Annotated in this window: 18 protein-coding genes; 11 read left to right on the top strand and 7 right to left on the bottom strand. The window is 61.8% G+C overall.

Features of this window, described 5'->3' with window-relative positions:
• Position 1: 1 nt before the first annotated feature.
• The 3 genes from FZF13_RS03895 to FZF13_RS03905 all read right to left on the bottom strand — a co-directional run bounded on the left by FZF13_RS03895 (position 2) and on the right by FZF13_RS03905 (position 2,994).
• Positions 2-682 carry an ABC transporter ATP-binding protein gene (locus FZF13_RS03895; RefSeq protein ID WP_036254119.1) on the bottom strand — a complete coding sequence of 227 codons (681 nt, stop codon included), beginning with the start codon at positions 680-682 and terminating at the stop codon, positions 2-4.
• 223 nt (positions 683-905) lie between these two features.
• Positions 906-1,688 carry an ABC transporter ATP-binding protein gene (locus FZF13_RS03900; RefSeq protein WP_024924990.1) on the bottom strand — a complete coding sequence of 261 codons (783 nt, stop codon included), beginning with the start codon at positions 1,686-1,688 and terminating at the stop codon, positions 906-908.
• A 112-nt stretch (positions 1,689-1,800) separates the two neighbouring features.
• The gene (locus FZF13_RS03905; protein ID WP_024924991.1) at positions 1,801-2,994 is read right to left on the bottom strand and encodes an ABC transporter substrate-binding protein; all 1,194 of its coding nucleotides are present in this window, start codon (positions 2,992-2,994) and stop codon (positions 1,801-1,803) included.
• A 268-nt stretch (positions 2,995-3,262) separates the two neighbouring features.
• Between FZF13_RS03905 and FZF13_RS03910 the strand changes: the two genes are divergently transcribed.
• Positions 3,263-4,198, top strand: coding sequence for a LysR family transcriptional regulator (locus FZF13_RS03910; protein ID WP_024924992.1), 936 nt, complete (start codon positions 3,263-3,265; stop codon positions 4,196-4,198).
• Between the two features lie 174 nt (positions 4,199-4,372).
• Here the strand turns inward: FZF13_RS03910 and FZF13_RS03915 are convergent, their stop codons facing one another.
• A complete protein-coding gene (locus tag FZF13_RS03915) occupies positions 4,373-7,336 on the bottom strand; it encodes an autotransporter family protein (RefSeq protein ID WP_051504913.1) in 2,964 nt (987 codons plus the stop codon).
• Positions 7,337-7,549: 213 nt separating this feature from the next.
• On the bottom strand, positions 7,550-8,056 hold the full coding sequence (locus FZF13_RS03920) for a MarR family transcriptional regulator (RefSeq protein ID WP_137901089.1): 507 nt from the start codon (positions 8,054-8,056) through the stop codon (positions 7,550-7,552).
• 166 nt (positions 8,057-8,222) lie between these two features.
• Between FZF13_RS03920 and FZF13_RS03925 the strand changes: the two genes are divergently transcribed.
• Complete coding sequence (locus FZF13_RS03925) at positions 8,223-9,254, top strand: helix-turn-helix transcriptional regulator (protein ID WP_024924996.1); 1,032 nt, start codon at positions 8,223-8,225, stop codon at positions 9,252-9,254.
• Here the strand turns inward: FZF13_RS03925 and FZF13_RS03930 are convergent.
• Positions 9,229-10,182, bottom strand: a complete 954-nt coding sequence (locus tag FZF13_RS03930) for a hypothetical protein (protein WP_137901090.1) — start codon at positions 10,180-10,182, stop codon at positions 9,229-9,231. The genes FZF13_RS03925 and FZF13_RS03930 overlap by 26 nt on opposite strands.
• Positions 10,183-10,927: 745 nt before the next feature.
• On the bottom strand, positions 10,928-13,768 hold the full coding sequence (locus FZF13_RS03935) for a type VI secretion system ATPase TssH (protein ID WP_024924998.1): 2,841 nt from the start codon (positions 13,766-13,768) through the stop codon (positions 10,928-10,930).
• A 323-nt stretch (positions 13,769-14,091) separates the two neighbouring features.
• Here FZF13_RS03935 and tssA point away from each other — a divergent pair, with 323 nt between their 5' ends.
• The 9 genes from tssA (at position 14,092) to tssJ (ending at position 23,401) form a co-directional block, all read left to right on the top strand.
• Positions 14,092-15,264 carry a type VI secretion system protein TssA gene (gene tssA / locus FZF13_RS03940; protein WP_024924999.1) on the top strand — a complete coding sequence of 391 codons (1,173 nt, stop codon included), beginning with the start codon at positions 14,092-14,094 and terminating at the stop codon, positions 15,262-15,264.
• A gap of 5 nt (positions 15,265-15,269) precedes the next feature.
• Complete coding sequence (gene tssB, locus FZF13_RS03945) at positions 15,270-15,806, top strand: type VI secretion system contractile sheath small subunit (protein ID WP_024925000.1); 537 nt, start codon at positions 15,270-15,272, stop codon at positions 15,804-15,806.
• Between the two features lie 3 nt (positions 15,807-15,809).
• Positions 15,810-17,315 (top strand): type VI secretion system contractile sheath large subunit, encoded by a 1,506-nt coding sequence (tssC, locus tag FZF13_RS03950; protein ID WP_024925001.1) that lies wholly within the window; start codon positions 15,810-15,812, stop codon positions 17,313-17,315.
• A 77-nt stretch (positions 17,316-17,392) separates the two neighbouring features.
• Complete coding sequence (locus FZF13_RS03955) at positions 17,393-17,842, top strand: Hcp family type VI secretion system effector (RefSeq protein ID WP_024925002.1); 450 nt, start codon at positions 17,393-17,395, stop codon at positions 17,840-17,842.
• Entirely contained in the window at positions 17,829-18,581 is a 753-nt protein-coding gene (gene tssE / locus FZF13_RS03960; protein ID WP_024925003.1) for a type VI secretion system baseplate subunit TssE, read from the top strand. The genes FZF13_RS03955 and tssE overlap by 14 nt, the downstream gene beginning before the upstream one ends.
• Position 18,582: 1 nt before the next feature.
• Positions 18,583-20,457, top strand: a complete 1,875-nt coding sequence (gene tssF, locus FZF13_RS03965) for a type VI secretion system baseplate subunit TssF (RefSeq protein WP_024925004.1) — start codon at positions 18,583-18,585, stop codon at positions 20,455-20,457.
• Positions 20,421-21,488 carry a type VI secretion system baseplate subunit TssG gene (tssG, locus tag FZF13_RS03970; RefSeq protein WP_024925005.1) on the top strand — a complete coding sequence of 356 codons (1,068 nt, stop codon included), beginning with the start codon at positions 20,421-20,423 and terminating at the stop codon, positions 21,486-21,488. Before tssF ends, tssG begins: the two co-directional genes overlap by 37 nt.
• Positions 21,485-22,945, top strand: a complete 1,461-nt coding sequence (tagH, locus tag FZF13_RS03975) for a type VI secretion system-associated FHA domain protein TagH (protein ID WP_024925006.1) — start codon at positions 21,485-21,487, stop codon at positions 22,943-22,945. Before tssG ends, tagH begins: the two co-directional genes overlap by 4 nt.
• 3 nt (positions 22,946-22,948) lie before the next feature.
• Positions 22,949-23,401: a type VI secretion system lipoprotein TssJ gene (tssJ, locus tag FZF13_RS03980; protein ID WP_024925007.1), complete on the top strand. Its 453-nt coding sequence runs from the start codon at positions 22,949-22,951 to the stop codon at positions 23,399-23,401.
• The last annotated feature ends 7 nt before the right edge of the window (positions 23,402-23,408 follow it).

Below are 23,408 nucleotides of genomic sequence, written 5' to 3' on the forward strand. Positions count from 1 at the left end.
CTCAGCCCCCCAGGAAGGTCTTGCGGACATCCGGATCGGCGAGCAGCGCTTCTCCGGTGTCGGTGTAGCGATTGGCTCCCTGGACGAGCACATAACCCTTGTCGGCGATGTTGAGCGCTTGGCGCGCGTTTTGCTCTACCATCAGAATAGAAATGCCCGTACGGGACACTTCGATGATGCGATCGAAGAGTTCGTCCATAACGATAGGCGATACGCCCGCCGTCGGCTCATCGAGCATCAACACCTTGGGTTGTGTCATCAACGCGCGGCCAACCGCAACCTGCTGGCGCTGTCCCCCTGAGAGTTCTCCAGCCGGCTGGTGACGCTTGTTCTTGAGTGCCGGGAACAGCTCGTAGATCTGGTCCATCGTCGACTGGATTGCATCGCGACGCAGGAAGGCACCCATTTCAAGGTTCTCTTCGACCGTCATCGACGTAAAAATGTTTGACGTCTGCGGAACAAAAGCCATGCCCTTGGCAACCCGATCCTGTGGCGACAGGCCGGAGATGTCCTCGCCATTGAGCTTCACCTGGCCGGCGCGAAGCTTGAGCATGCCGAAGAGAGCTTTCATGGCGGTCGACTTGCCGGCACCGTTCGGTCCCACGATCACCGCCACCTGGCCCTTATTCACCGAAATGCTGCAGCCTTGGAGAATGTCGACTGTGCCGTAACCGCCTGTCATCGCAGAGCCAACGAGGAATGGCGCACTGGCACCACCTCCACTCTCGGCCGCACCCGTCGGTTGACCGAGACCGGGGGTAGAGTGTTGATCAGCGCGCAACTGCGAAGATCCGCTATCAGATGTCATGGCCTTCGTTCGGTCAGAAATTGACATCAGACGCCAAAACATTCCGGAAACGAGCGAGCGCTGCTTTACCTCGCCGGGCTTCGAAAGGACGGTCGCGTCAAGCATGGGCTTTGACCTTGTTCTTCAGGCCCCGGCCGAGATAAGCCTCAATGACTGCGTCATTCTCCATGATGTGCGCGGCAGATCCTTTGGCGAGCACCTTACCTTCGGCCATGACGATGACGGGGTCGCAGAGCCGGGCGATAAAATCCATGTCGTGCTCGATGATGCAGAATGTGTAACCGCGCTCCTTGTTGAGCCGCACGATCGCATCGGCGATGGTGTTCAGAAGACTGCGATTGACGCCTGCGCCGACCTCGTCGAGAAAGACGACCTTGGCGTCGACCATCATGGTGCGTCCGAGTTCGAGCAGCTTTTTCTGCCCGCCCGAGATGTTCGCGGCCTTTTGATGCGCCAGGTGCGAGATAGTCAGGAAGTCGAGCACCGCATCGGCCTTCTCCGCAAGCGCGCGTTCCTCTTTGGCGATCTCGCGTCGGCGGAACCAGGTGTTCCACAGTGTCTCGCCCTTCTGGTTGCTCGGGACCATCATCAGGTTTTCGCGCACTGTCATCGCGCCGAACTCATGCGCGATCTGAAAGGTCCGCAGCAAACCGCTGTGGAAGAGCTCGTGAGGCGACAACCCGGTGATGTCCTCACCGTCCATGAAGACGCGGCCGGAGGACGGAGGCAGCCTTCCAGCGATAACGTTGAAAAGCGTGGTCTTGCCCGCGCCATTCGGCCCGATCAGACCGGTGATCGAGCCTTTGGCGATCTCCAGCGAGGCCCCACGCACGGCTTGGAACCCGCCAAAGTTTTTGTGCAAGTCTTCGACGATAATCATGCGGACTACTTTCCTTCCGGTCCCTCGCTTCTCGCCGGCAAGGCGGCAAGCGGGGCCAATTGGCAGGTGAACGGCCGACATGCGGCCGTTCAAACGACACCAGGTTAAGCACCTATTGCGCGTAGTAGTCCGTGACTTGCTTGCCGTCTTTGATCGAATAGACGCGGTAGCTTCCCGCGGATTCGCCAGGCTCGACGAGCTTGACGCCCGTCGCGCCTTCGTAGTCGATTGGCTTTCCCTCGGACAGAAGCTTCAGCCCTTTTGCGATTTCACCGGGGTAGATTTTCTCGCCGGGGCCGTTCGCGACCGACATCACCTTGTCCTTGAAGTCGGCAGACTTCGGCGATTTTGCCGCCTGCATGGCAAGAAGAATGAGTGCCATCGCATCATAAGTCTCGCCGGTATATGACGAGGTACCGTCGAAACCCGCAGCCTTGGTCATCTCCAGGAACTTTGCATGACCAGGGCTGTCGATACCCGGCACATCCCCAAAGGAGCCGTTCATCGGCTTGCCGATCGCCTTCAGAAGGCTATCGCCATACATGCCATCGGGCAGATAGAATTTGTCGAAGGCTCCCGCGTCGAGAGCGCCCTGGATCACACCCTTGCCGCCCTTGTCGACATAGCCTGCGACTACCAGCATGTCGCCTCCGGCGGATGCAAGCGTGCCAACCTCGGCCGAATAGTCGGCCTTGCTGTCCTCGTGAGGCACGGTGATCGTTACCTTGCCACCTGCTTTTTCATAAGCAGCCTTGAAGCTGTCGGCGAGACCCTTGCCGTAGTCGTTGTTGGTGTAGGTCAGTGCAACCGACTTGACGCCGCGCTTGAGAATTACGCTGGCCATGACTTCGCCCTGCCGCGCATCGGACGGCGCGGTGCGGAAGAACAAGCCGTCGTCCGGAGCGGTGGTCAGGGCGGGGGAAGTGGCATCGGGCGAGATCATGACGATGCCGTTGGGACGAGCAACCGATTGCAGAACGGCTCCCGTCACCCCCGAGCAGTCCGGGCCAACGATCGCGGCCACGCGCTCCGACGTTATCAGCCGCTGAGCGGCCGCGATTGCCGCGGCGCTATCGATGCAGGTTGAATCGCCAGTGACGATTTTGACAGGTGTCCCGGCGAGAAACGTCTTCGAGTTATTCGCCTCCACAACCGCCATCTGTGCCGATTTCTCCATCGAAGGCACGATCGATTCCAGCGGGCCCGTGAAGCCCAGTTCGACACCAATTTTAACCTCCTCGGCGCTCGCAATCGTAGCTGTTGCGAGCGTGCCGACGGCAACAAGACTGATAAGTGCTTCTTTCATTTAGTCCTCCCACGGTTATTGATTTTGTTCCGCTGGCCTTGCAACCAGCGTCGCTATCGCCCGAACTGAGCGCGCGTTAAGGCTCGACCCCACCAAAACACCCGCATGCGCCTTGGCTCGGGTAAATTCACGTTCTTGTCGTCGTGTTTCGCGATACCTAATATTGATGCATCTACAGACGCAAATAGCGTTTCGCGTAGGCGCCCATCTTGAATCGATATGGCAAATGTGGTTGCTCGGCGCACTGAGTGCTGCTGCGAGGTTAGGGATGGACATTCGCCAGTTGCGGTATTTTGTCGGGGTGGCGGAGGCGGCGAGTTTCTCGCGAGCAGCGCTAAGGATGAATGTGGCCCAGAGCGCGCTCAGCCTTCACATTCGGCGCATCGAGGAGGATCTCGGTGTCGACCTTTTCATTCGAGAACCGAAGGGGGTCAGGCTGACGTCGGCTGGCGTGAAGCTGCTCGATCACGCCAATATCATCCTGCGCCAGCTCGCTTTGGCGCAGGACGAGCTAAAAGCGGACAGGGGAATGCCAGCCGGAACGGTCGCCATCGGCGTTCCCTCGGGCGCAAGCCGCATTCTCGTCAATCCGCTCCTCGAGGCGGTTCACAGCAACCTGCCCCGCGTCACGATTCGTATCGTGGAGGCAATGACGGGCTACCTGCGTGATTGGCTGAGCATGGGCCGGCTGCACATGGCGGTCACCTACGCCAGGTCCGATGCCGAGGGTGCCGAACCGATCCTGGCCCAGGAGGATCTGCATCTTGTTACGCCGACAAACTTCGAGCATCCGGCCGCCACGATCACGCTGGACGAGATCGCGAAACTGCCGCTACTGCTTCCCACTGGCAGTCATAGTCCGGCAAGCATCATAGGCGAAGTGGCGCACAGTCTCGGTGTGACGATCAAGATCGAACTCGAAATCGATTCGCTCTGGAGCATCCTCGACCAGGTCGCAAACGGTCACGGGTTTTCCATTCTTGCACCTTCGGCGTTTCTGCCGGAATGGTCTGCCGGACGCGTACGCGGACTGCCAATTGTCCAGCCGATCATTTCCCGCACGGCAAGACTAACTGTCGCGCACAAATTTGCCGACGACGCGGCGACGCAAGCCGTCGCCCGCCAGATTGCCCAGACGTGTAGTCAACTTGTGCAGTCCGGAGATTGGCCAAGGCGTCTGCCGAACAATGACCGTCGTGGTTAATTTACCTCCTAACAAATCCAGATTGTTTCAATCTAGGAACAATATTTGTAGCGGCGACAAGCCTATGTGGGCCTCATCTCCCAGACCCGTTGAGTGTTGATATCCTGCGTGGCATTCGCAAGAGCGCTTCGATTAAGTAGCCAAACTGAAAGAAGCCCGCCCTCGATCGGCTCGCTAGAAACTGACATTCAAATCGGCTCTGACGCCATGGTCGCGAGCGTTGGCGGCGAGCTGGCCCTGGTATGAGATGCCGAGGGTGGCTGTCGGTGTCAGCGCGACGTCGAGACCTGCCTCCAGTGCGGTGCTGTCACGGGCGATCGGCACGCCGGCGATGGTGAAGGCGCTTGAGCCGGCGAAGGCCTGCGTGATCGTCGGCGTGACATCGCCGAAACCATGGCGCCAGCCGAACATGCCGCGTGCTGTCGTCTTGACGGCGCCGAGGTCGAAGTCGGTCGAGGCGCGAATGCCGAAGGTGGTGAAGGTGACGGCGTTGGAGCCGCCACGGACGGCGAGTGCCGCGGCACCGCCCTTCTCGGTGAAGCCGCTGGTATGGACATTGACATAGGCAAGGTTGGCGAAGGGCTCGAAGGCGACGTTGCCTGCCTTCATGCCATAGCCGAGTTCGCCGAAGATCTGCGTGGTGCCGGCGCGATGGCTGGAGGAGAGGCTGTCGGTGAAACCGGGCAAGGATACCTGGCGGCCGCTGTCGATATTGCTCCACGTATAAGCAAGGCCGGAGCGCAAGGAGAGCGCACCCCATTGCGTGCCGCCGTAGGCGCCGAGATGGTAGTTGTCGCTGGAGGCAGATGACCGTCTGTCATCGACTTTGAACGAAGAATGGCTGTAGCCGGCGAGGAAACCCAGCCGCCAATCGTCGGTGACGAGACCGTCGATGCCGGTGACGAAGCCGCCGGTCGAGCGCGACAGTTTGGCGGCATTGCCGTCGCTGTCGCTCGAACCCCATGAACCGAAGGCCGAACTCCAGGCGCCGTAGCGTTCACCGGAACTAGCAGACGCCGTCGCCGAACCCGCTGGCGCGATCGAAGCCGTTGCCTCCAGCGCGGCATTGCCCTCTGCCGCCTCGCCATAACCCATCAAAGGCAGCGGTGCGGCACCAACCGTCTCGAACGCCGAACGGAGCCGATCGTTGATCGCATCGCGTATCAGGCGGCTGTCTTCGATCAGCCCAGTCACCGTCGAGGCATGCACCTCACCCGACAGGCCATCGAAGGCGGAACGGGCTTCATTGGCCGACAGCGGAAGCAGTTTGTTGTAGAGCGCCAAGGACGGCCCGCTCTGCTCCAGGCTGTCCAGCGCGCCTGCCGCCTGCTTGCGATTGAAGGTGTCGGCCACAGTGCCGAACACCAACTTACCACCTGGATCGCCCCCAGGATTACCACCTGGATCACCGCCAGGGCTGCCGCCCGGGTCGCCACCTGGATTGCCGCCGGGGTCGCCACCTGGATCACCGCCAGGGCTCCCACCTGGGTTGCCACCGGGATTTGAACCCTTGAGGGCGATCTTCAGATCGGCCGTATTCGGCTTTTCCACGACGGTGGCATCGAGGAAGGCTGAATGCGACAAAACCGTCGGATCGAACTTGCCGGTGACACCACCGGCAGCGGTCAGGATCGTATAGGTCTGGCCGTTCTTGTAGCTGGTCTCGGGATCGAGCGCGGTGACTTCGACCTTGGCGCCGTCGACAGAGGCCAGTCCGCTCGTCACGATGCGGTCGCTGGCGCCGTTGCCGGCGATCTCGACCAGATAGGTCGACCCGGGCGCAAGCGAAAGGTCGCCGGCGACGGTGAGTGTGCCGATCGAATTGCCGGGCGAAATTGTCGCCCCGGAATCGAGATAGGTCGAGCTGACGGAACCGGTACCCGCGAGCGTCGCGCCGGCGTTGACCGTGACACGGCTGGACGAGGCGATGGAGCCGTTGACCGATAGTGTGCCGGCGCTGACGACGGTGCTTGCCGTGTAGGCGGCAACGTCGCTGAAGATGAGCTTCCCTGCGCCAGTTTTGTGAATGCCGAACGCACCGCCGTCTTCGACGATCATGCCCGCATGTTCGGCCGATCCCGACGCGACCAGGAATTTCGCGACGCCGGTCAGATTGACGGTGTTGCGCAGTTCGATCCCAGAGGCGAAGTCGAGCGTCGTGGCGTCCGCCATGGTTACTGTGCCGGTGCCCAGCGCATTTGCGTTCTCGATGCGGATGACGCCCCCTCGGAAATCGGTGCCGCCGCTATAGGTGCTGGCGCCCGACAGGGTCAGCGTGCCGACGCCCTGTTTGATCAACTCGACCCGGCCCGCGCTGTCTTCGATATGACCTGTGAAATCTCCACGGCTGCGTACCACCACTTGCGACGTCGTTTCCGCCGCGCTGTTGGTGATTGTTCCGGCCCCATCAAGGACCAGCGCCGTGACGCCATCGTTCCCATTCAGGTCGTAACGCCCGGAGTCATAGAGATACAACCGACCACGCGACGTCGACGTTCCAAAACCGCTGTTGCGTCCAAGCCGGAGCGTCGAGTTGTATATCGCCGTGAGGGAGTTTTCGCCGACGAACGCAGCGGCGTCGATTTCGATGGTACCTCCGCCGCTGAATCTCAACGAGCTGTCGTGACCGGCGCCGACGCGGCCCATGAACCCGCCACTATCGGCAATGAGATGCAATGTCTCGTTCGGCATCACCGAGACGATGGAAGTGCCCGCATTGTCGGCCTGCGTCAGGCTCTGAAGATGAAGTTCGCCGCCCTTGAGGAACAGGATACCTCCTCCATCGGCGAAAGAGAGGCTGCCGGAGCCCAGCGCCTGAGGCGTTGCCAGCTGAAGCTGCCCCCACCCGCGGACGCGCGTCTCCCCGGTATAGGTATTGATGCCCGATAGAAGCAGTTGCCCGAAGCCGATTTTCTCGATTCCGTTCGAACCTGTGATGGGGCCGGACTGGACAGCAATTGTGCTGTTGGAAGCATCGAGCACGACATTGCCCGCATTGGTATCGATGGGGGCCGATCGGACCTCTCCCGACGAATAGGTGATGGTTTCGGCATACGCCTGCAGGCACATGCCCATACTCGCTGCCGCCAGCGCCGTTGAAGCCAGAAGATATCCGGCGATCTTGTTTGGTCCGATCAATGCAATCCCCGCGCTGTGCTTTCCACGAGGCGCAACACGGCTCATCCGCTCGCGCACAAGCGCGAGCAGGGGTCGGGTTGAACCTTGCGGCGGTGAGCCTCTTGAAGAGGTCCGAATTCCCTAGCGAAAACAGGGCGCGGGGTGCAGCCGCGATTAGTTGCAATTTTTCGGTTATCTCGCCTGCACGGTGGCTGGCCGGCTAAACTGCCGGTGTCAGACCTTGGCGGGTGGAGCAAAGACGAAGCCGTGCTGGCGCGCTATGTCCGCGCGGGCCTGCAGGAATGTGCGGCCGATTTCTGCCAGCCGCTCGGTCGGCACCAGCAGCAAGCGGCGGCGGTCGTTCTCGTCGGGCAGCCGGCACAAGGTGCCGGAGGCTTCCATGTCGTCGATATGGCGACTCACCGTTGCCTCCGTGGTGAACAGCTGGAAATGCGTCGCCAGTTCCTTCAGCGTGATGGGGTCGCCTTGCAGCCAGCGAATGGCCACCATGGAGAAGATCATGTCGGCCTCGAACACGCTGCGCCAGGGATGTTTCAGCATGCCTTCCTTGATCATGCGCCGGCGAAACTCGCTGCGCCACGCCAGCCAAGCGACATCGACGGCAAGCGCTGCGCGCTGTTCTTCGGTCAGCACGCGCGAGGGTTCTTCGGTCAGAGCCGCGTCCAGCAGTTGAGCAGCCCCTTCCGACGAAGATTTGGACGCCGTAGCGATCGATGCCATTTGGGACTGGTCTTTGTTGCGGGTGTTCATGAAGACTTACTAACGCTGCAAGGACCCGGTTTCTTTGCCCACAGGGACACGCAATCTTGCGCAGAGTGACATCGGGATGTTTCTTGCCTGAGCGACGTTCCGCGCAAAACCTTCCGGTCAACCGAAGAATGCTCGCATGGTGAAACCTGACGATACCGGGCCGGTTCGGTTGCGCACCGACGACTTGCCGGAGCGGGATCGTTTCGCCACATGGCGCGAGGTCTATGGTCGCGTCATCCATCAGGTGGAGATCGAGCCACTGGGTGGATCGGTGTTCCAGGCAGATCTGACGCTGCGGTCGATGCACGGGGTCGCAGTCGCAAGCGGTGTCTCGTCAGCGGCGCGGTATCAATCGACACCACCCTTGATCGCCCAAAGCACCGACAGCATCGGCCTGCCCATTGTGCTTTCCGGGTCGGGGCTCATCGATCAATTCGGGAAGGAGACGCAAGTCGGCCCGGGCGAAACGGTCGTGAGCTCGACCGTCGATCCGGGATCATGGTCCTTGCCGCAGGGCGGCGCGTTTACGGTGCTGCGCGTCGCCAGGGAGTTGCTGGCGCCCCTGGTGCCCAATTTGGGCTCGGCTCTAGGACGGCGGCTTCCTGCCGATACCGCTGCACTGAGGCTCCTTGTCGACTATGTGAAGATGTTCCGCACATCCGAGCTGATTGACGATCCGGTGCTGCGCCACATCGTGACCACACATATTGTGGACCTGGCGGCCCTGGCGATTGGCGCCGGCCAAGATGCGTCCGAAATTGCCGAGCAGCGCGGTGCAAGAGCCGCAAGATTGCTGACCGTCAAGGCCGATATCGTGGAAAATACCGGACGGTTCGACATGTCGATTGCCGCGCTTGCCGTCCGACACAAGCTCAGCCCACGCCATCTGCACAGGCTCTTTGAGCATGAAGCCGTCAGCTTGTCGGAGTTCGTGACCGACCAACGGCTTTCGCTGACACATCGGATGCTCAGCGACCCACGGTTGGCGCATCTACGCATCAGCGACATCGCCTTCGATGCTGGCTTCGAAGATCTATCCGCCTTCAACAGGCTGTTCAGGAAGCGATTTGACGGCACGCCCTCCGAAGTCAGGAATAGACGTCGGGCAGCGGCAACCTCTTCCGGAACGCCCCCCTTCGAAGTCAATCCTGAACGAATTGCCACGTGACAGCTGCGGAGACAGGCGCAGTCGTCGAACCCGAATTGTGAGAAACGCTTCCGGCATTTGCGATGCGGCCTGCGCCCTGCCACGATTTTTTGCCGGGTTCGATTTTCTGGTCGCGGAGTTCGAGTTCCTTTTGCCCCTCTCGGAACGGAACCGAGGTCTCATTCGTGAAGGCTTGCCCGCTCAATCGTACGGCAACAGGTATGGCTCCGGCGGGGATTCTCAAGCTCGCAAGACCGGACTGACGATCGACGGTCACAATCGCCCTGCAAACCTGTTCCATGATGGCAGCGTCTGCTGGCAACGACAATTTTCCAGCGCGATGGAAGCGATACGGTGCGGCAGGCGAAGGCGGTGCAATGTTAACGCCAGCCCCTTCATCGGAAACTGAAATCGTTCCGGCTGCGCAGTCCTCGCCCTGCTTTGCGGTCCAGTTTGCAAATCGGGTTTCATCGAGTTTCAGGGCACCGAGCGAAGCTGGATCACCCTTCAGTTGAAGGCCGATAGCGAGCATGGCCTTTGCCTGGCAAGCCTCGTCTTCTCCACAGGCCTCCATGGCTTCGGCAATCGTCTGAATGCCTTTCGGCGCGCGGATATGGTTGTTGGACGTGCCCCCGACTTCCACCACCGGGGCCGTGTTGATCGCCGATAGTTCCATGGCGAAGGTCACGTTCAGTTTGCGCTCCACATCCAGCCGAGACCATTCGACCTTGTTCGGAAGAACATGGCGGCCCGAGCCCTTCAACATGAGCGAGATCGTAAGACGACCTGTTCGTGAGAATTCGCGAGCTGATTGTGCATTCGCGTGCGTCATTGGGAAATCTACTCCCAGCAACATCAGGCTCACCACAGCAAGAACCGAAGCCCGAAATCTGCTCGCCCGCAGAAAGCCGAAACGCACGTCTGGTCGAATCCAGGAAATAATATTCATGGGAGCGTCCTCGAATTGATGTTTCGAAGATCTCTTTTGAACATCATCGCATCGATGAGCGAGCCAAATCGATTGCAATTTTGTGGCTGTTTTTGGTTCTGTAGTTGACCCGCTGTTTTTCCTTCGATATCTCGACTCTGCCCCCAACATCGGAGAGCTGAGTTTCGCTTCTACGGCTAGAGTTTCCGTCTGGTCGATATTCGGAGTTGAAACCTCATACCCAGGACAGCCAAAGCGGTCTTGCGGTTTTCTCGGATGGCCGAGTGGGCTCTCGTATAAACGCTAGACTGCTCACTCCAAGCTCGGAGTTAGTCCCAAGCGAGCACATGTCATTTCAACCCACTCAGCGGAGTGGTCGTCGAGAAAGGCAGTGGAATGGCGGCGAAGATCGCCGTCGAAGTCACACTTTTCACCGCCCTCCTCCTACTCCCACCCGATTGCTTTGAATTACACCAACGCATTGAACTTACTAACAAAAATTGCTCTCAAATGCTACTGACCTGACAGCCAACAGACAACCGCACTTTTGATTTTACCAAATAGTTTTTTGCAACGCAGCGAATGACTTTATCGGCTACTATCGCTCGTCGAGATGCACGTCCAAACCTGACAGGGAGGTCGGCAATGCTTTCAAAACTATCGTCGGCGTCCCATCGTCAGCATCCAACCTACGCAGCGGACCAACCGGTGATCGTACTTGGCGGCAGGCCGTTGGCGAGGCCGAGCGGCAAATTCCAGGAGAACTCTATTCGAAAGAGTAGGTAAATCCCTTCGCCGAGGCACCGACGATGACTTTTGTCATCTTCTCGCCCTCGAGCGAGCGATTGAGCACGCCGCGGCTCAACTCCGGCAACAGCGTGTTGGTGAGGATGGCGTCGATCATGCGCCCGCCGGATTCGATCTCGGTGCAACGCGCCTTGATAAGATCCATGACGCCGTCGCCGATCACCAGCTCGGCATCGTTGGTTGCCTTGAGACGGCGCGCGATCTTGCCGAATTGATGCCTGGTGATCGCCTCGATCATCGCATCCGAGAGCGGATAGTAGGGAATGGTCACCACACGGCCGAGGAAGGCGGCGGGAAACACTTTCAGCAGTGGTGGGCGCAAGGCGATGTCCAGGTCGTCGATGCCGGTGCGCACGGCGCCGTTCCTCGTCCGATCCATGATGACCTCCGAGCCGACATTCGAGGTGAGCAGGATCAGCGTGTTCTTGAAATCGATCCGACGGCCTTCGCTGTCGTCCATCATGCCTTTGTCGAAGACCTGGAAAAAGATCTCATGTACGTCTGGATGCGCCTTCTCGACCTCGTCGAGCAGGATCACCGAATAGGGTTTGCGCCGTACGGCCTCCGTCAGAATGCCGCCCTTGCCGTAACCGACATAGCCGGGCGGTGCGCCTTTCAGCGTCGAGACGGTATGCGCCTCCTGGAATTCGGACATGTTGATCGAGATCAGGTTCTGCTCGCCGCCGTAAAGCGTCTCGGCCAACGCCAGCGCGGTCTCGGTCTTACCGACACCCGAAGGCCCGCAAAGCAGGAACACGCCGACCGGCTTCTCCGGCGCGCCCAAGCCGGCGCGACTGGTCTGCACGCGTTTGGCGATCATCTCCATCGCGTGGTCCTGACCGACGACGCGCTCTGACAGCGTGGCGGCGAGTTTCAGCGCCTTCTCGGTCTGGCTGGAGAGCATCCTTCCGGTCGGGATGCCTGTCCAGTCCTGCACCACGGCCGCGACCGCGTTGCGGTCGACCGAGGGCAGGATCAGCGGCGTCTCGCCCTGCGCCTCGGCAAGTTCGGCCATCAATTCGCGCAACCGCGACAAGTCCGCCGCGGAATCTTGCGCCAGCGCGACATCTCCGGTAGCGGCTGCCTCCGCCTTGGCCGCTTTAACCTTCGCGACCTTGGTCTTGGGGACCTTAGTTTCTGCCGTTTTGGCTTCAGGCGCCTTGGTTTCGGGCGTCTTCGTCTCGGACGCTTCGTTACCTGCCGCTACGCCTGTCCCTTCACCGGCAACGGCTTCCTCGCCCTCCACCGCGTCGAGCGGCATGCCCTCGCCACGCAGTTTGGCGCGCAGGTCGAGAATCTCGGTCACAAGCGCCTTTTCCCGATCCCAGCGTGCTTGCGCTGCCGCAAGCGTGGTCTCGGTTTCCGCCAACCCGGCTTCCACGCGGACCTGCCGGTCGGCTACGTCGATGCCGATCGCCGCCTCGCGGCCGATGATGCCTTGCTCGACTTCCAACGCCTGGCGGCGGCGCAATATGTCCTCGACCTCCGCCGGCGTGGCATGTTGCGAAACCGCGACGCGGGCGCAGGCGGTGTCGAGGAGGCTGACTGCCTTGTCCGGCAGTTGCCTGGCCGGGATGTAGCGGTGCGAAAGGGAAACCGCGGCCTCGATCGCTTCGTCCAGTATCTGCACCTTGTGGTGCTGTTCCAGCACGCCGGCGACACCGCGCAGCATCAGCACGGCTACCGCCTCCGACGGCTCGTCGATCTTGACCACCTGGAAACGGCGGGTCAGCGCCGGATCCTTCTCGATGTGCTGCTTGTATTCGGCCCAGGTGGTGGCGGCGATGGTGCGCAGTTCGCCACGCGCCAACGCCGGCTTGAGCAGATTGGCGGCATCGCCAGTGCCCGCCGCACCGCCTGCGCCGATCAGCGTATGCGCCTCGTCGATGAACAGGATGATCGGCACCTCCGAAGCCTGGACCTCGTCGATGACCGCCTTCAGTCGCTTCTCGAACTCGCCCTTGACGCTGGCCCCCGCCTGCATCAACCCGACATCGAGCATGCGCACACTGACGTTCTGGAGCGTCGGCGGCACGTCACCCTGAGCGATGCGCAATGCAAAGCCCTCGACCGCCGCCGTCTTGCCGACACCGGCCTCGCCGGTCAGGATCGGATTGTTCTGCCGGCGCCGCATTAGGATGTCGACGATCTGGCGGATCTCCGGATCGCGACCGACGACCGGATCGATCTTGCCATCGCGGGCGCGCTGGGTGAGGTCGGTGGCGTATCTGGCCAGCGCCGAATCCCCGCCAGGGCCGCGTTTTATCGGTGTCTCGGCGGCAGCCGCGGCGGAGGGCGAGCCTTGCTCGAGCGACCCTTCGGTGACATTGGCGAAGCGGGAAATGACCCCGTCCGCATCGATCTTGTCGAATTCGGCGCTGATCTTCGCAACAAGGCCTTCCAGCACCGGCGTCTTCAGGCAGGCGAGAAGAATATGAGCGCTGCGCACTTCCTCGACACCGAACTCCAAGGTGGCCAGGTTCCAGCCTTCCTGGATGGCGTGGAAGATGTGGTCCGAGAATTCCTCAACTGAAGTGGCGCCGTAGGGCAGCTTGTCGATGGCGCGGGTCATGTCCGCCGTCAGCCGGCTGGCATCGATGCCGGCGTCGGCGAGGATCATCTGCACGTCCGAGCGTTCGGACAGAACCAACTGCTGAATGAAATGGACGAGCTCAACATAGGGGTTGCCGCGCAGCTTGGCGGTGTCGGCAGCGGCCTTGAAGGCGCGCACGCCCGTGGGATTGAGCTTTGCAACGAGTTCCTTACGCTTGAAGCTCTGCGACAACCGGCGCTGTTCCATGCGAACCTGCCCCCGAAATCTGCTGACCGTACCCTGCCACATAAGCGGCTGCCTGACAAAGCCGCATGACGGGAAGGGCCTCCGGACCCCGCTCGAACGACAGCTCGCGGTTACACAAGCCTTGCAAACTCATGCAACAAACCCGGAATGCGGTCCGAACTATGCGAGCCATTTCACATACCCGGTCCGCCAATCGCGCAATGGATTTCGCCAAAAGATAACTGAGGCGTTTAGCTGCTGTTGGTTTTTGAGCATGTGCTCAATTGTCGCGGCATTGGGCCAGTGATAACGTAACGTCACATAGCCGGTTGCTGGGGGTAAGTGTGATTGATCTCGCACTCTGGCAGAATCCTCTGGACGGTGCGAATCCGTCGGGAGAGGATTTGCGCAATGACCCGGCTTTTCACGAGTTGGAGCGGCTGACGGAGGCCCAGCTCAAGGTTATCCACGACGGCGGCAACAAGACTTCGCAATCCACCATTCCTGTCGACTGGCCCGCGGTTTTGGAAAAGGCGGAGGAATTGCGGCTGCGGGGCCGGGACCTGCGGTTGTTGGTCATCGTCACCCGCGCGCTTGCCAATGAAGACGGGCTGGCCGGCCTCACCCAGGGGCTGACGCTGATTGCGCAGACCTTCGAGCAATACTGGGACACCATGCACCCGTCACTGCGGACGGGCGCGCCGCGTGAAGCCGCCTTGCGCCGCATCAATGCGCTGCTCGATCTGCAGAACGGCCAGGAAGGCTTGCTGGCGAACCTCAGGCAGACCGTCTTCTTCTCACCGCGCCCCATCGGGCCGATCAGCGGACGTGACTTGGAACAGGCAGCGCTCGATGAGCGTGTCATGCTCCAGGAAGCGGCCTCCGGCCTCGGCACTGCAGAGAAGGCTGCGCTGACGAGCGCCCACAGCCAGTTGCTAAACCGGGTGCGTGCAGGATGCACCGCGCAGGTCGATCAGGCGGCGGACGCGATGACGACGCTGTTGACGGATGCGCGCACCTCGATTTCAGCGCTGGAGACGTTGGATACCGCGCTCAATGCCCGCATCGACGGCAATGGCGCCGCCGTGCCGGAATTGAAGAAATTCCTGCAGCGCTTGCTGACGACGCTGGAACGGAATTCCAGTGCCGGCGCCGCTGCCAACGATGCGGCAAAGCCTGCCCCGCAGGCGGCGGAACCGGCAGCGACGCCCGTCCGGAACGGTCATGGAGGCGAGACGATGGCAAGTATGGCGAGCCATTCGGAAGCGAGCGACGGCCTGCCTGACCGGATCAACTCGCGCGACGAGGTCGTCAAATGCCTCGATCTGGTGGTCGCCTTCTACGACCGCACCGAACCCTCAAGTCCGATCCCGCATCTGGCACGCCGCGTGCGCCGGATGGTGCACATGGATTTCGTGGAACTGATGGAAGATCTCGCCCCGTCAGGGCTGAAGGAATTCCGGCTGCTTGCCGGGGTCCCCGATCCCAAGAAGCCGGTCCAGAAGGATGAAAGGTAACAAGCATGCCAGCAGAGAGCAAAGCGAAGGTCATCGAAAGAAACCGCGCCCCGCGCGTGCAGATCGCCTATGACGTCGAGACCTATGGCAGCCCGACGACGATCGAACTGCCGTTTGTCATGGCCGTGATGGCCGACCTTTCGGGCGATTCACAGACCAAGGAAGCCTCGAAGTCGGTCCTTGACCGTAACTTCGTTGAAACCGACGCCAACCGCTTCCCCAAATTCATGGAGGCGATGGGGCCACGCGTAAAGGCTCGGGTGAAAAACACGTTGCCGCAAGCCGAGGGCCAGGAGCGGGACGAAGAACTCGCGGTCGATCTCACCTTCTCGAAAATGGGCGATTTCGCGCCGGACAAAGTTGCCGAGCAGGTCCCGCAGCTGGCCGAAATCCTGAAGATGCGCCGCCAGCTCGAGGAGCTGCTGGGCTTCATGGACGGCCGCGTCGATGCCGAAAAGCGCATCGCGCAGCTTCTGAACAACGAGCCGCTGCTGAGCAAGATCGCCGGCCAGGCGATGGATGACGGCAAGGGCGAGGAGTAAGTCATGGCTGAACAGCAAAAGACCGCGCCCGCCCCCGCCGAGGCTCAAGCCATCGATCTCGGTGAATTCAGCGGACTCCTTGAAAAGGATTTCAAGGTCAAGAAGGACGACAGCGAAAAGCTGCAGCAACTGGTGCGCAACCTGGCGCTTGCAGCACAATCTCGCTCCGAGACCACGACAATCTCGTCCAACGCGATCAAGTCGATCAAGTCGCTGATCGCCGGCATCGACAAGATGCTGACGACGCAGGTTAACGAGATCCTGCACGCCCCCGAAGTCCGCGAGATGGAAGGCACCTGGCGCGGCCTGTGGTATCTGATCAACAACACCGAGACGGATACCAAGCTCAAGATCCGGGTGATGAACATCTCCAAGGAGCAGCTGGCCGACACCCTCGAAGACTATGAAGGCCAGATGTGGGACCAGAGCCCGATCTTCAAGAAGGTGTACACGGACGAGTATTCTATGCTGGGCGGCGAGCCGGTCGGCTGCATCGTCGGCGCCTATGAATTCTCGAACCATCCGCGCGACGTCGGCCTGCTGCGCAACATTTCGGGCGTCTGCGCTTCGGCGCACACACCATTCATCGCGGCCGCGTCGCCGCGGCTGTTCCGCATGGATAGCTGGCAGGAACTGCCGAACCCACAAGACCTGCAGATGATCGTGAACAACCCGGCTTATGCCTCGTGGCAGTCGCTGCGCGAAAGCGAGGACGCCCGCTACATCGGGCTTACCATGCCGCGTGTTCTCGCACGCCTGCCATACGGGTCGGAAACCGTTCCGGTGAAGGGCTTCACCTTCGAGGAAGAGGTGGGAGGCGACCACAACAAATATGTCTGGATGAACGCCGCTTTCCCGATGGGCGTGAACATCAACCGCAGCCACAAGCTCTATGGCTGGGGAACCCAGATCCGCGGCGTCGAGAACGGTGGCACGGTGCTTAATCTACCGGTCCATGCCTTCCCGACCGACGACGGGTCGATCGCAATGAAGTGCCCCACCGAGGTCGCCATCGACGATCGGCGCGAGGCGGAGCTGGCCAAGCTCGGCCTGATGCCGATCCTGCATCGCAAGAACACCGACCTGGCGGCCTTCATCGGCGCGCATTCGCTGCAGGATGACGAGACGCGCGCCGGGCGGCTGGTCGATCCCGACGCGCAGGCCAATGAACGGCTCTCGGCGAACCTGCCCTACCTGTTCCCTGTGTCGCGCTTCGCGCATTACCTGAAGGCGATCGCGCGCGACAAGATCGGTTCGTTCAAGGAACGCACTGACATGGAGATCTGGTTGACCGAATGGATCAACCGGTACGTGCTGGCCAATCCGGCCTTTGCCGACGACAAGGCGCGCGCCAAGCGCCCGCTTGCCGCGGCCGAAGTCCAGGTCGACAGCGTCGAAGGCCGGCCCGGTTACTACAATGCCCGTTTCTATCTGCGTCCGCATTACCAGCTGGAAGGCATCAACGCCTCGCTTCGGCTGGTGTCGGAATTGCCGTCAGTCAAGGGCTGAAATGAAAAGCAAAGTCATCTTGTTTCGTTTGAAAGCGGTGGAGAAGGACAATGCCAGACAGAACCGATGCGCCTTCGATGAAGATCGACGGCTTCTTGAAAGTTCCGGATATCAAAGGCCCGAGCAAGCGCGACGGCCATGAAGACGAAATCGAGGTGCATGGCGTCGATTACAAGATGATCGCGCCCTACGACCCCAATTCGCTGTCGCGGCGCGGTCGTGTGTCGATGGGAATGATCAAATTTTCCAAGCACTACGACAAGTCGTCGCCCTACCTGAAGAAAGCGTTGTTCGAAAACAAGGCGCTTGACGAAGTGGTGTTTTCGGCACGTCGCACCATTGACGGCGAGACCAGCGACTATCTGGTCGTGACGCTCACCGACGCATCGGTCATGGAATACGATATGCGGCAAGCCGCCGACGAGGCGGACCTGATCCAGGAAGAAGTCAGCTTCGCCTACAAGAAGATCAAGTTCGTCTACAACAAGGACGACGAGATCGAAATGGACGTCTATGTCGGCAAGTGAGGCCAAGCGGCCTGGCGCAAAAGCGCAGCTTGCCGGCAGCTCCCAGGCAAAGCGCGAAGCGGTCCAACCCTCCCTCTGGGACCGCCTCGTCAACGATCTGCCCGGGCTGACGTCGGAGATCGATGGGCTGCGCCGCCTGCTGGAAGAAGAACTCGGCGCCGAGCGCGTCGAGGCACTTCTTGCCGGCAGCGCGCGTGCCATCGATGCCGACGCCGAACTGACGCCCGAGCAGAAACGGCGACTGCACAGGCTGGTCTTCCAGACTGAGCATCGCGCCGAGATCGAAAGCCGTGGCGTGGTCGTGTCGGCGCGGGTGCTGAGGGAAGCCGTCCGGCGCGACATAGAGGCATTGTTCAACACAGAGCGTTTCGAGTCCGTGCCGATGCTCACCGACGCCGAACATGAACAGCCCTTGGACGAGTTGCCGCCGCTCGCCGACTTTCCGGAAGTGCGGCGCAGCGTCGTCAATTATGGCGTGCCGTCCTTTTCGGGCCGCTCGTCGCGGGATTTCGACCGCGATACCTTGGCCCGCGAGATCCGTGCGGTGCTCGCCACCTTCGAGCCGCGCCTCAAGGAAAGCGCCACGACTGTCAATGTCACGCTCGGCGACAAAAACGTCGGCCTCAAAATCGAGATAGACGCCGTACTGATCATGACGCCGACGCCGGAACGCATGCGGCTTCGCACCACGATCAATCTCGACAACGGCCTGGCGCGAACCGAATTGCGGGAGACCTGAGATGGATCGGGTCTTCGTAGAGTATTACGAAGAGGAACTTACCCATATCCGCGCGCTGGCCGCGGAATTCGCCGACATGCATCCGGCGGTCGCCCGCAATCTTTCCCTCGACACGGTCCCTTGCCCCGACCCTTATGTCGAACGGCTGCTCGACGGCGTGGCCTTTCTTGCCGCGCGCACGCGGCTGAAGGTCGACGCGGAGCGCTCGCGCTTTTCGCGCGCCGTGCTGGATGTGCTTTATCCGGATCTGGTGACGCCGGCGCCGGCGACGGCGATGGCTGCGCTGAAACCCGGCCAGCAGGTGCACTCGATGATCGCCGGCCACGCCGTCGCGCGCGGCACGCGACTGGTCTCCGGCCTGCATCCAGGGCTTTCGACGCGCTCCACCTTCACCACGGCGCAGGAGGTGACGTTGTGGCCGATCGCGATCACCTCGGTCAGCTATTTCCAGGATCGCAGCGCGCTGGCCGCCGCCGGAATCGCGCCGATCGGCGGCGTGCGCGGCGAGGCGGCATTCCGCATTGCGTTTGCCCGGACGGGAAAAGGCAAGCTCAACGAATTGTCGCTTGACCGTCTCGACCTCTATTTCGCCGGACGCGCGAAAGCGCCGTTGCTGTTCGATGCGATCTTCGGCGCCAGCTCAGCCGTCGGCGCGCGGGCGGAAGGCAAGACCAATCCGCTTACGACACTACCCGAGCCCGAAATGATCGGCATCCGCGACGACGAGGCGCTGATGCCGCGCACCCGCCCGACCTTCGAGGGATATAGGCTGCTGCGCGAGTATTTCATGATCCCCGAACGCTTCCATTTTGTGCGCGTCGCCGGCCTGCAGCCCGTGGTGCGCAAATGCGATGTCGGCATGGAGATCATCTTCCTGTTCCAGCGTCCGGTACCCGAGCTCGCCGATGTCACCGTTACCGATTTCGAGCTTTTTGTTACACCGGTCATCAATCTGTTCGAACGCGAATGCAACGTCATCGAGATCGATCAGCGCAAAACGCGCCAGGTGCTGCACGCCGATCGCACACGGGCACGGGACTTCGAGATTTTCAGGGTCACCCGGGTCGAGGATGCCGACGTGGAGGGCAACGAGGCCGAAATCCCGGAACTGTTCAGCCTGGGGCAGAACCGTGGCAGCGGGTGGGTCTATTCGACGGAGCGTCGTCCGCGCCGGGCCACCGAGGATGAACGGCGCGACGGCCTGACCCGCACCTCCTATACGGGTGACGATGTCTTTCTTGCAGTCTCACGCCCGGCGGGAAGCCCGGTCGCCCGGCCGCTCAAGCGCCTCGACATCATGGCGCTCTGCACGAACCGAGACCTGCCCATCTTGGACGACACGCCGACGCTGACGCTGGAGACCGCCGATCCGGTCGAAGCGGTGCGTTTGCTCGGGGCGCTGCGGCCGCCGCAGCCAGCGATTCCGGCGTCACTGCCGGCCGGCGCCGAGGGCGAATCCCGTGCCGACAATCTCGCCTGGCGGCTGGTGGCGCAGCTTTCGCTGAATTTCCTCAGCCTGGCCAAGGAAGGCCGCGGCGTCGATCCGCTGCATGCTTTGCTCGACCTCTATGCCGACCGCGGCGACCCGAGCCTTGCCCGCAACGTGCATTCGATCGTGCGCATCGATTCACGCCCGGTGATCGAGCGGCTTCGGATCGACGGGCCAATGTGTTTCGGACGCGGTACCGAGGTGACGCTGCATGTCGACCAGTCCGTTCTGGCGGGTCAAAGCTCGCTGCTGCTTTCGGCCCTGCTTTCGCGGCTGTTCGCCCGCCATGCAGGAATAAACGGATTTGTGCGGACGCGTACGCGATTGCTGCAGAAGCAGGAGGATGTGCCATGGCCGATGACGCCCGGCAATCGCTACCTGATCTAGCAGAGCGCGCAACGGACAAAGCCGAAGCTCTGTGGGAAGGTTTCGACTTTTTCGAGCTGCTGCGGCGCCTGGAGCAGCGCCGTGGATTGTTCGGTCATTCCGGCCAGGCCGACCGTGAGCCGGCAAGGATCGGCCAGCACGTGCGCCTGAGCTTCTCGGCCAGGGACGTGGTCAAATTCCAGGACGCCAAGGACAAGGCTCCGGCGCGGGTGACGGTCGCTAATCTTGGACTGCTCGGACCGGAAGGGCCGATGCCGTTGCATCTGACGCGCTGGGTGCTCGACCGGCTGTCGCAGCGCTGGTTCACTGGCGCCGATGCCGAGCAGACCAGCGACACGACCTTCGTCGATTTCGTCAACATCCTGCAGCATCGCATGATCGCGCTCTATTACCGTGCCTGGGCCGACGCGCATCCGGCGGTGCAGGTCGAACGTTCCGTCGGCGGGCGCGTTCGCGCCATGCTGGAGGCAATGTCCGGGATCGGCCTTCCCGGAACGCAGGATGCGGAACTCGACACGGTGCGGTTGCGCCAGGCTGGATCGCTCGCAAGCCAGGTCGACGGTGCCGAGCGGCTGACGCTGTTTCTCGCCACGGCCTTCAAGGTGCCGGTGCGGCTCAAGGAATTCGTCGCCGCCTGGATTACCATCCCAACGCCGCTGCAAACCCGTATCGGCAAGGCCTATGCGGCGCTCGGCAGCGGGGCAACGATTGGCCCGCGCGTCTTCAGCCGCCAAAGCAGGATCGAACTGCGCGTCGGTCCGCTCAACCTCGACGACTTCAAGTCGTTCCTGCCCGGCGAACGGCGTCTCGCTTTGTTCAAGAAGGCGGTGCGCGACATGATCGGCGAGGCGCTCGATGTCGATTTGCGCGTCGTGCTGGCGCGCGACGCCGTGCCGCCGCCACGGATGGGAGCCATCCAGCTCGGCCGAACCTCGTGGCTCTCACGTCCCGCAGAAAAGGGCGACGCCGACGATCTCAGGTTGCGCACCATCGTCGGCTGGCGGCCGGAAATGGCGGAGGCAGCCGCATGAGCCTGCTTCTGACGCTGGAACAAGGTCCGCGCTCGCAGGTGGTCAGGCAGACCCGGCTGGACGAGGGCGATTTGGTGATCGGCCGCAGCGCGGATGCCGGCTGGCAGATCGACGATCCGGACATGTTCGTCTCACGCGCGCATTGCAAGATCAGCGGCGGCCGGGATGGCTATTTCGTCACCGACACGTCGAGCAGCGGATTGTTCATCGACGATTCCGACAGTCCGCTCGGCCCGGGAAAGTCGGCACGCCTGCAGAGCGGCATGCGTCTTCGACTGGGTGACTATGTGCTCTATGTCGAAGTCCAGCCAAGCGCCGGCCACACCTCGATCGGTCAGGCGCCGATCGCCAACCATTCCGCACCCGCGAGGCCGTCGCCACAACCGCGGACGCCCCCTAGCATCGGCGGTGACGACTTCTTTTCGGCCAAGGTCGAGGAAGAACCGCGGCCCCCGCGCCCATCCGATCTGCCGAACCCGTTCGAGCAACCCATTCCCGGAGCCTATGATCGCGCCTCGGGTCAACGCAGCTCTGCTGCCTTCGATGACCCGTTCAGCCTGGACCCGGTGGCGACGCCGGATTCCAGCAGCGCCGCGGTGCCCCATCGGCCGGACGCATTCGGATTCGGCGAAATGCCATCTCGTGCGGGCTCGGCGGAGACGTCGGCGAAACCATCCAGCTTCGATGACGATTTCGGCTTCGGGCCGGCCGGAGCGCCAGCCTCGACCAACAGCGCCGAGGCAATTGGCCATGCTGCGCGCCCGGCCGAAAAGCCGCAGGCCGCCCGGCCATGGGAAATACCGGTGCAGGCGACCGAGCCCCCTGCACCACCGCCGCGCCCTGTTCCCTCGCCCAAAGCATCGCGTCCGACGCTATCGGCGCCCAGCGACATGGCGCTGCGCGCCGCGTTCCTGCGCGGCATGGGCGTCGAGGAGGCCGATTTTCCCGGCCGCGACGCGATCGGCGAAATGGAAAAATTCGGGCGTGAATACCGGCAGATGCTGGAAGGCCTGATGCAGCTTCTGCGCAAACGCGCTGAAGAAAAGGGAAGCGCGCGCGTCGCCCAGACGATGGTCGGCGCCTCCGAGGTCAACCCGCTCAAATTCCTGCCGACGGTCGAGGATGTCATCGTCACCATCATCGCGGAACGCAGTCCGGGCTTTCTCTCCGGCGAGGCGGCGATCGGCGACGCGGTGAAAGATCTCGCGCAGCATCACGTACGCGCCTGGCGCGGCGTGCAGGCGGCGCTGCGGCGCATGATCGACCGCTTCGATCCGGCCGCGATCGAGGAAGAGCTCAAATCGAATTCCGCGATCGGCAATCTGCTCGCCGGCGGGCGCAACGCCAAATTGTGGGAGCTTTACCAGAAACGCCATCGCGACATCGCCCAGAGCGCGGAATCGAGCTTCCTGGGCGAGATCGGCGCAGACTTCAGAGACGCATATGAAGAGGAGTAGGGCATGATCGACAGACGCGAATTCATCGTTGCCATCGGCGCGACAGGACTGCTTGCGGCTTGCCAGAGTGGCCCGCCGAAACCATCGGTCATCTCGGTCAATGTGACTGGCGGCGCCGGCATGAATCCGGGACCGGGTGGAGGCGACCGGCCGGTGACCGTGCTGGTGATGCGGCTCGCCAGCACCGGCAAATTCAATTCGGCCGACTATTTCGCGCTGCAGGGCGATGCGAGTTCGGCGCTCGGTGCCGACCTCATCGGCTCGGACGCGATCTCGGTCGCACCTGGCAAGACGGCGACCAAGACCATCACCGTCGAGCCGAACGCGACGGCGCTCGGCTTCGTGGCGCTGATCCGCGAGCCTGGCGGGCGCAACTGGCGCACGACCAAGTCGGTTTCGGCGGGTTCGAATTTCACTGTCAACGTCAGCCTCGGCAAAGGTGGCATCTCCGCCTAGCGACCGA

This window comes from Mesorhizobium terrae, assembly GCF_008727715.1.
Lineage (GTDB): Bacteria > Pseudomonadota > Alphaproteobacteria > Rhizobiales > Rhizobiaceae > Mesorhizobium > Mesorhizobium terrae.

Excerpts from the sequence above, each read along its gene's own strand:
- FZF13_RS03925 (WP_024924996.1), top strand. The coding sequence starts at position 8,223 with ATGGTGAAACCTGACGATACCGGGCCGGTTCGGTTGCGCACCGACGAC.
- tssG (WP_024925005.1), top strand. The coding sequence starts at position 20,421 with ATGGCCGATGACGCCCGGCAATCGCTACCTGATCTAGCAGAGCGCGCA.
- tssB (WP_024925000.1), top strand. The coding sequence starts at position 15,270 with ATGCCAGCAGAGAGCAAAGCGAAGGTCATCGAAAGAAACCGCGCCCCG.
- FZF13_RS03920 (WP_137901089.1), bottom strand. The coding sequence starts at position 8,056 with ATGGCATCGATCGCTACGGCGTCCAAATCTTCGTCGGAAGGGGCTGCT.
- FZF13_RS03900 (WP_024924990.1), bottom strand. The coding sequence starts at position 1,688 with ATGATTATCGTCGAAGACTTGCACAAAAACTTTGGCGGGTTCCAAGCC.
- tssC (WP_024925001.1), top strand. The coding sequence starts at position 15,810 with ATGGCTGAACAGCAAAAGACCGCGCCCGCCCCCGCCGAGGCTCAAGCC.
- tssE (WP_024925003.1), top strand. The coding sequence starts at position 17,829 with ATGTCGGCAAGTGAGGCCAAGCGGCCTGGCGCAAAAGCGCAGCTTGCC.
- tagH (WP_024925006.1), top strand. The coding sequence starts at position 21,485 with ATGAGCCTGCTTCTGACGCTGGAACAAGGTCCGCGCTCGCAGGTGGTC.
- FZF13_RS03935 (WP_024924998.1), bottom strand. The coding sequence starts at position 13,768 with ATGGAACAGCGCCGGTTGTCGCAGAGCTTCAAGCGTAAGGAACTCGTT.
- tssJ (WP_024925007.1), top strand. The coding sequence starts at position 22,949 with ATGATCGACAGACGCGAATTCATCGTTGCCATCGGCGCGACAGGACTG.
- FZF13_RS03930 (WP_137901090.1), bottom strand. The coding sequence starts at position 10,182 with ATGAATATTATTTCCTGGATTCGACCAGACGTGCGTTTCGGCTTTCTG.
- FZF13_RS03955 (WP_024925002.1), top strand. The coding sequence starts at position 17,393 with ATGAAGATCGACGGCTTCTTGAAAGTTCCGGATATCAAAGGCCCGAGC.
- FZF13_RS03905 (WP_024924991.1), bottom strand. The coding sequence starts at position 2,994 with ATGAAAGAAGCACTTATCAGTCTTGTTGCCGTCGGCACGCTCGCAACA.
- FZF13_RS03895 (WP_036254119.1), bottom strand. The coding sequence starts at position 682 with ATGACAGGCGGTTACGGCACAGTCGACATTCTCCAAGGCTGCAGCATT.
- tssF (WP_024925004.1), top strand. The coding sequence starts at position 18,583 with ATGGATCGGGTCTTCGTAGAGTATTACGAAGAGGAACTTACCCATATC.
- FZF13_RS03910 (WP_024924992.1), top strand. The coding sequence starts at position 3,263 with ATGGACATTCGCCAGTTGCGGTATTTTGTCGGGGTGGCGGAGGCGGCG.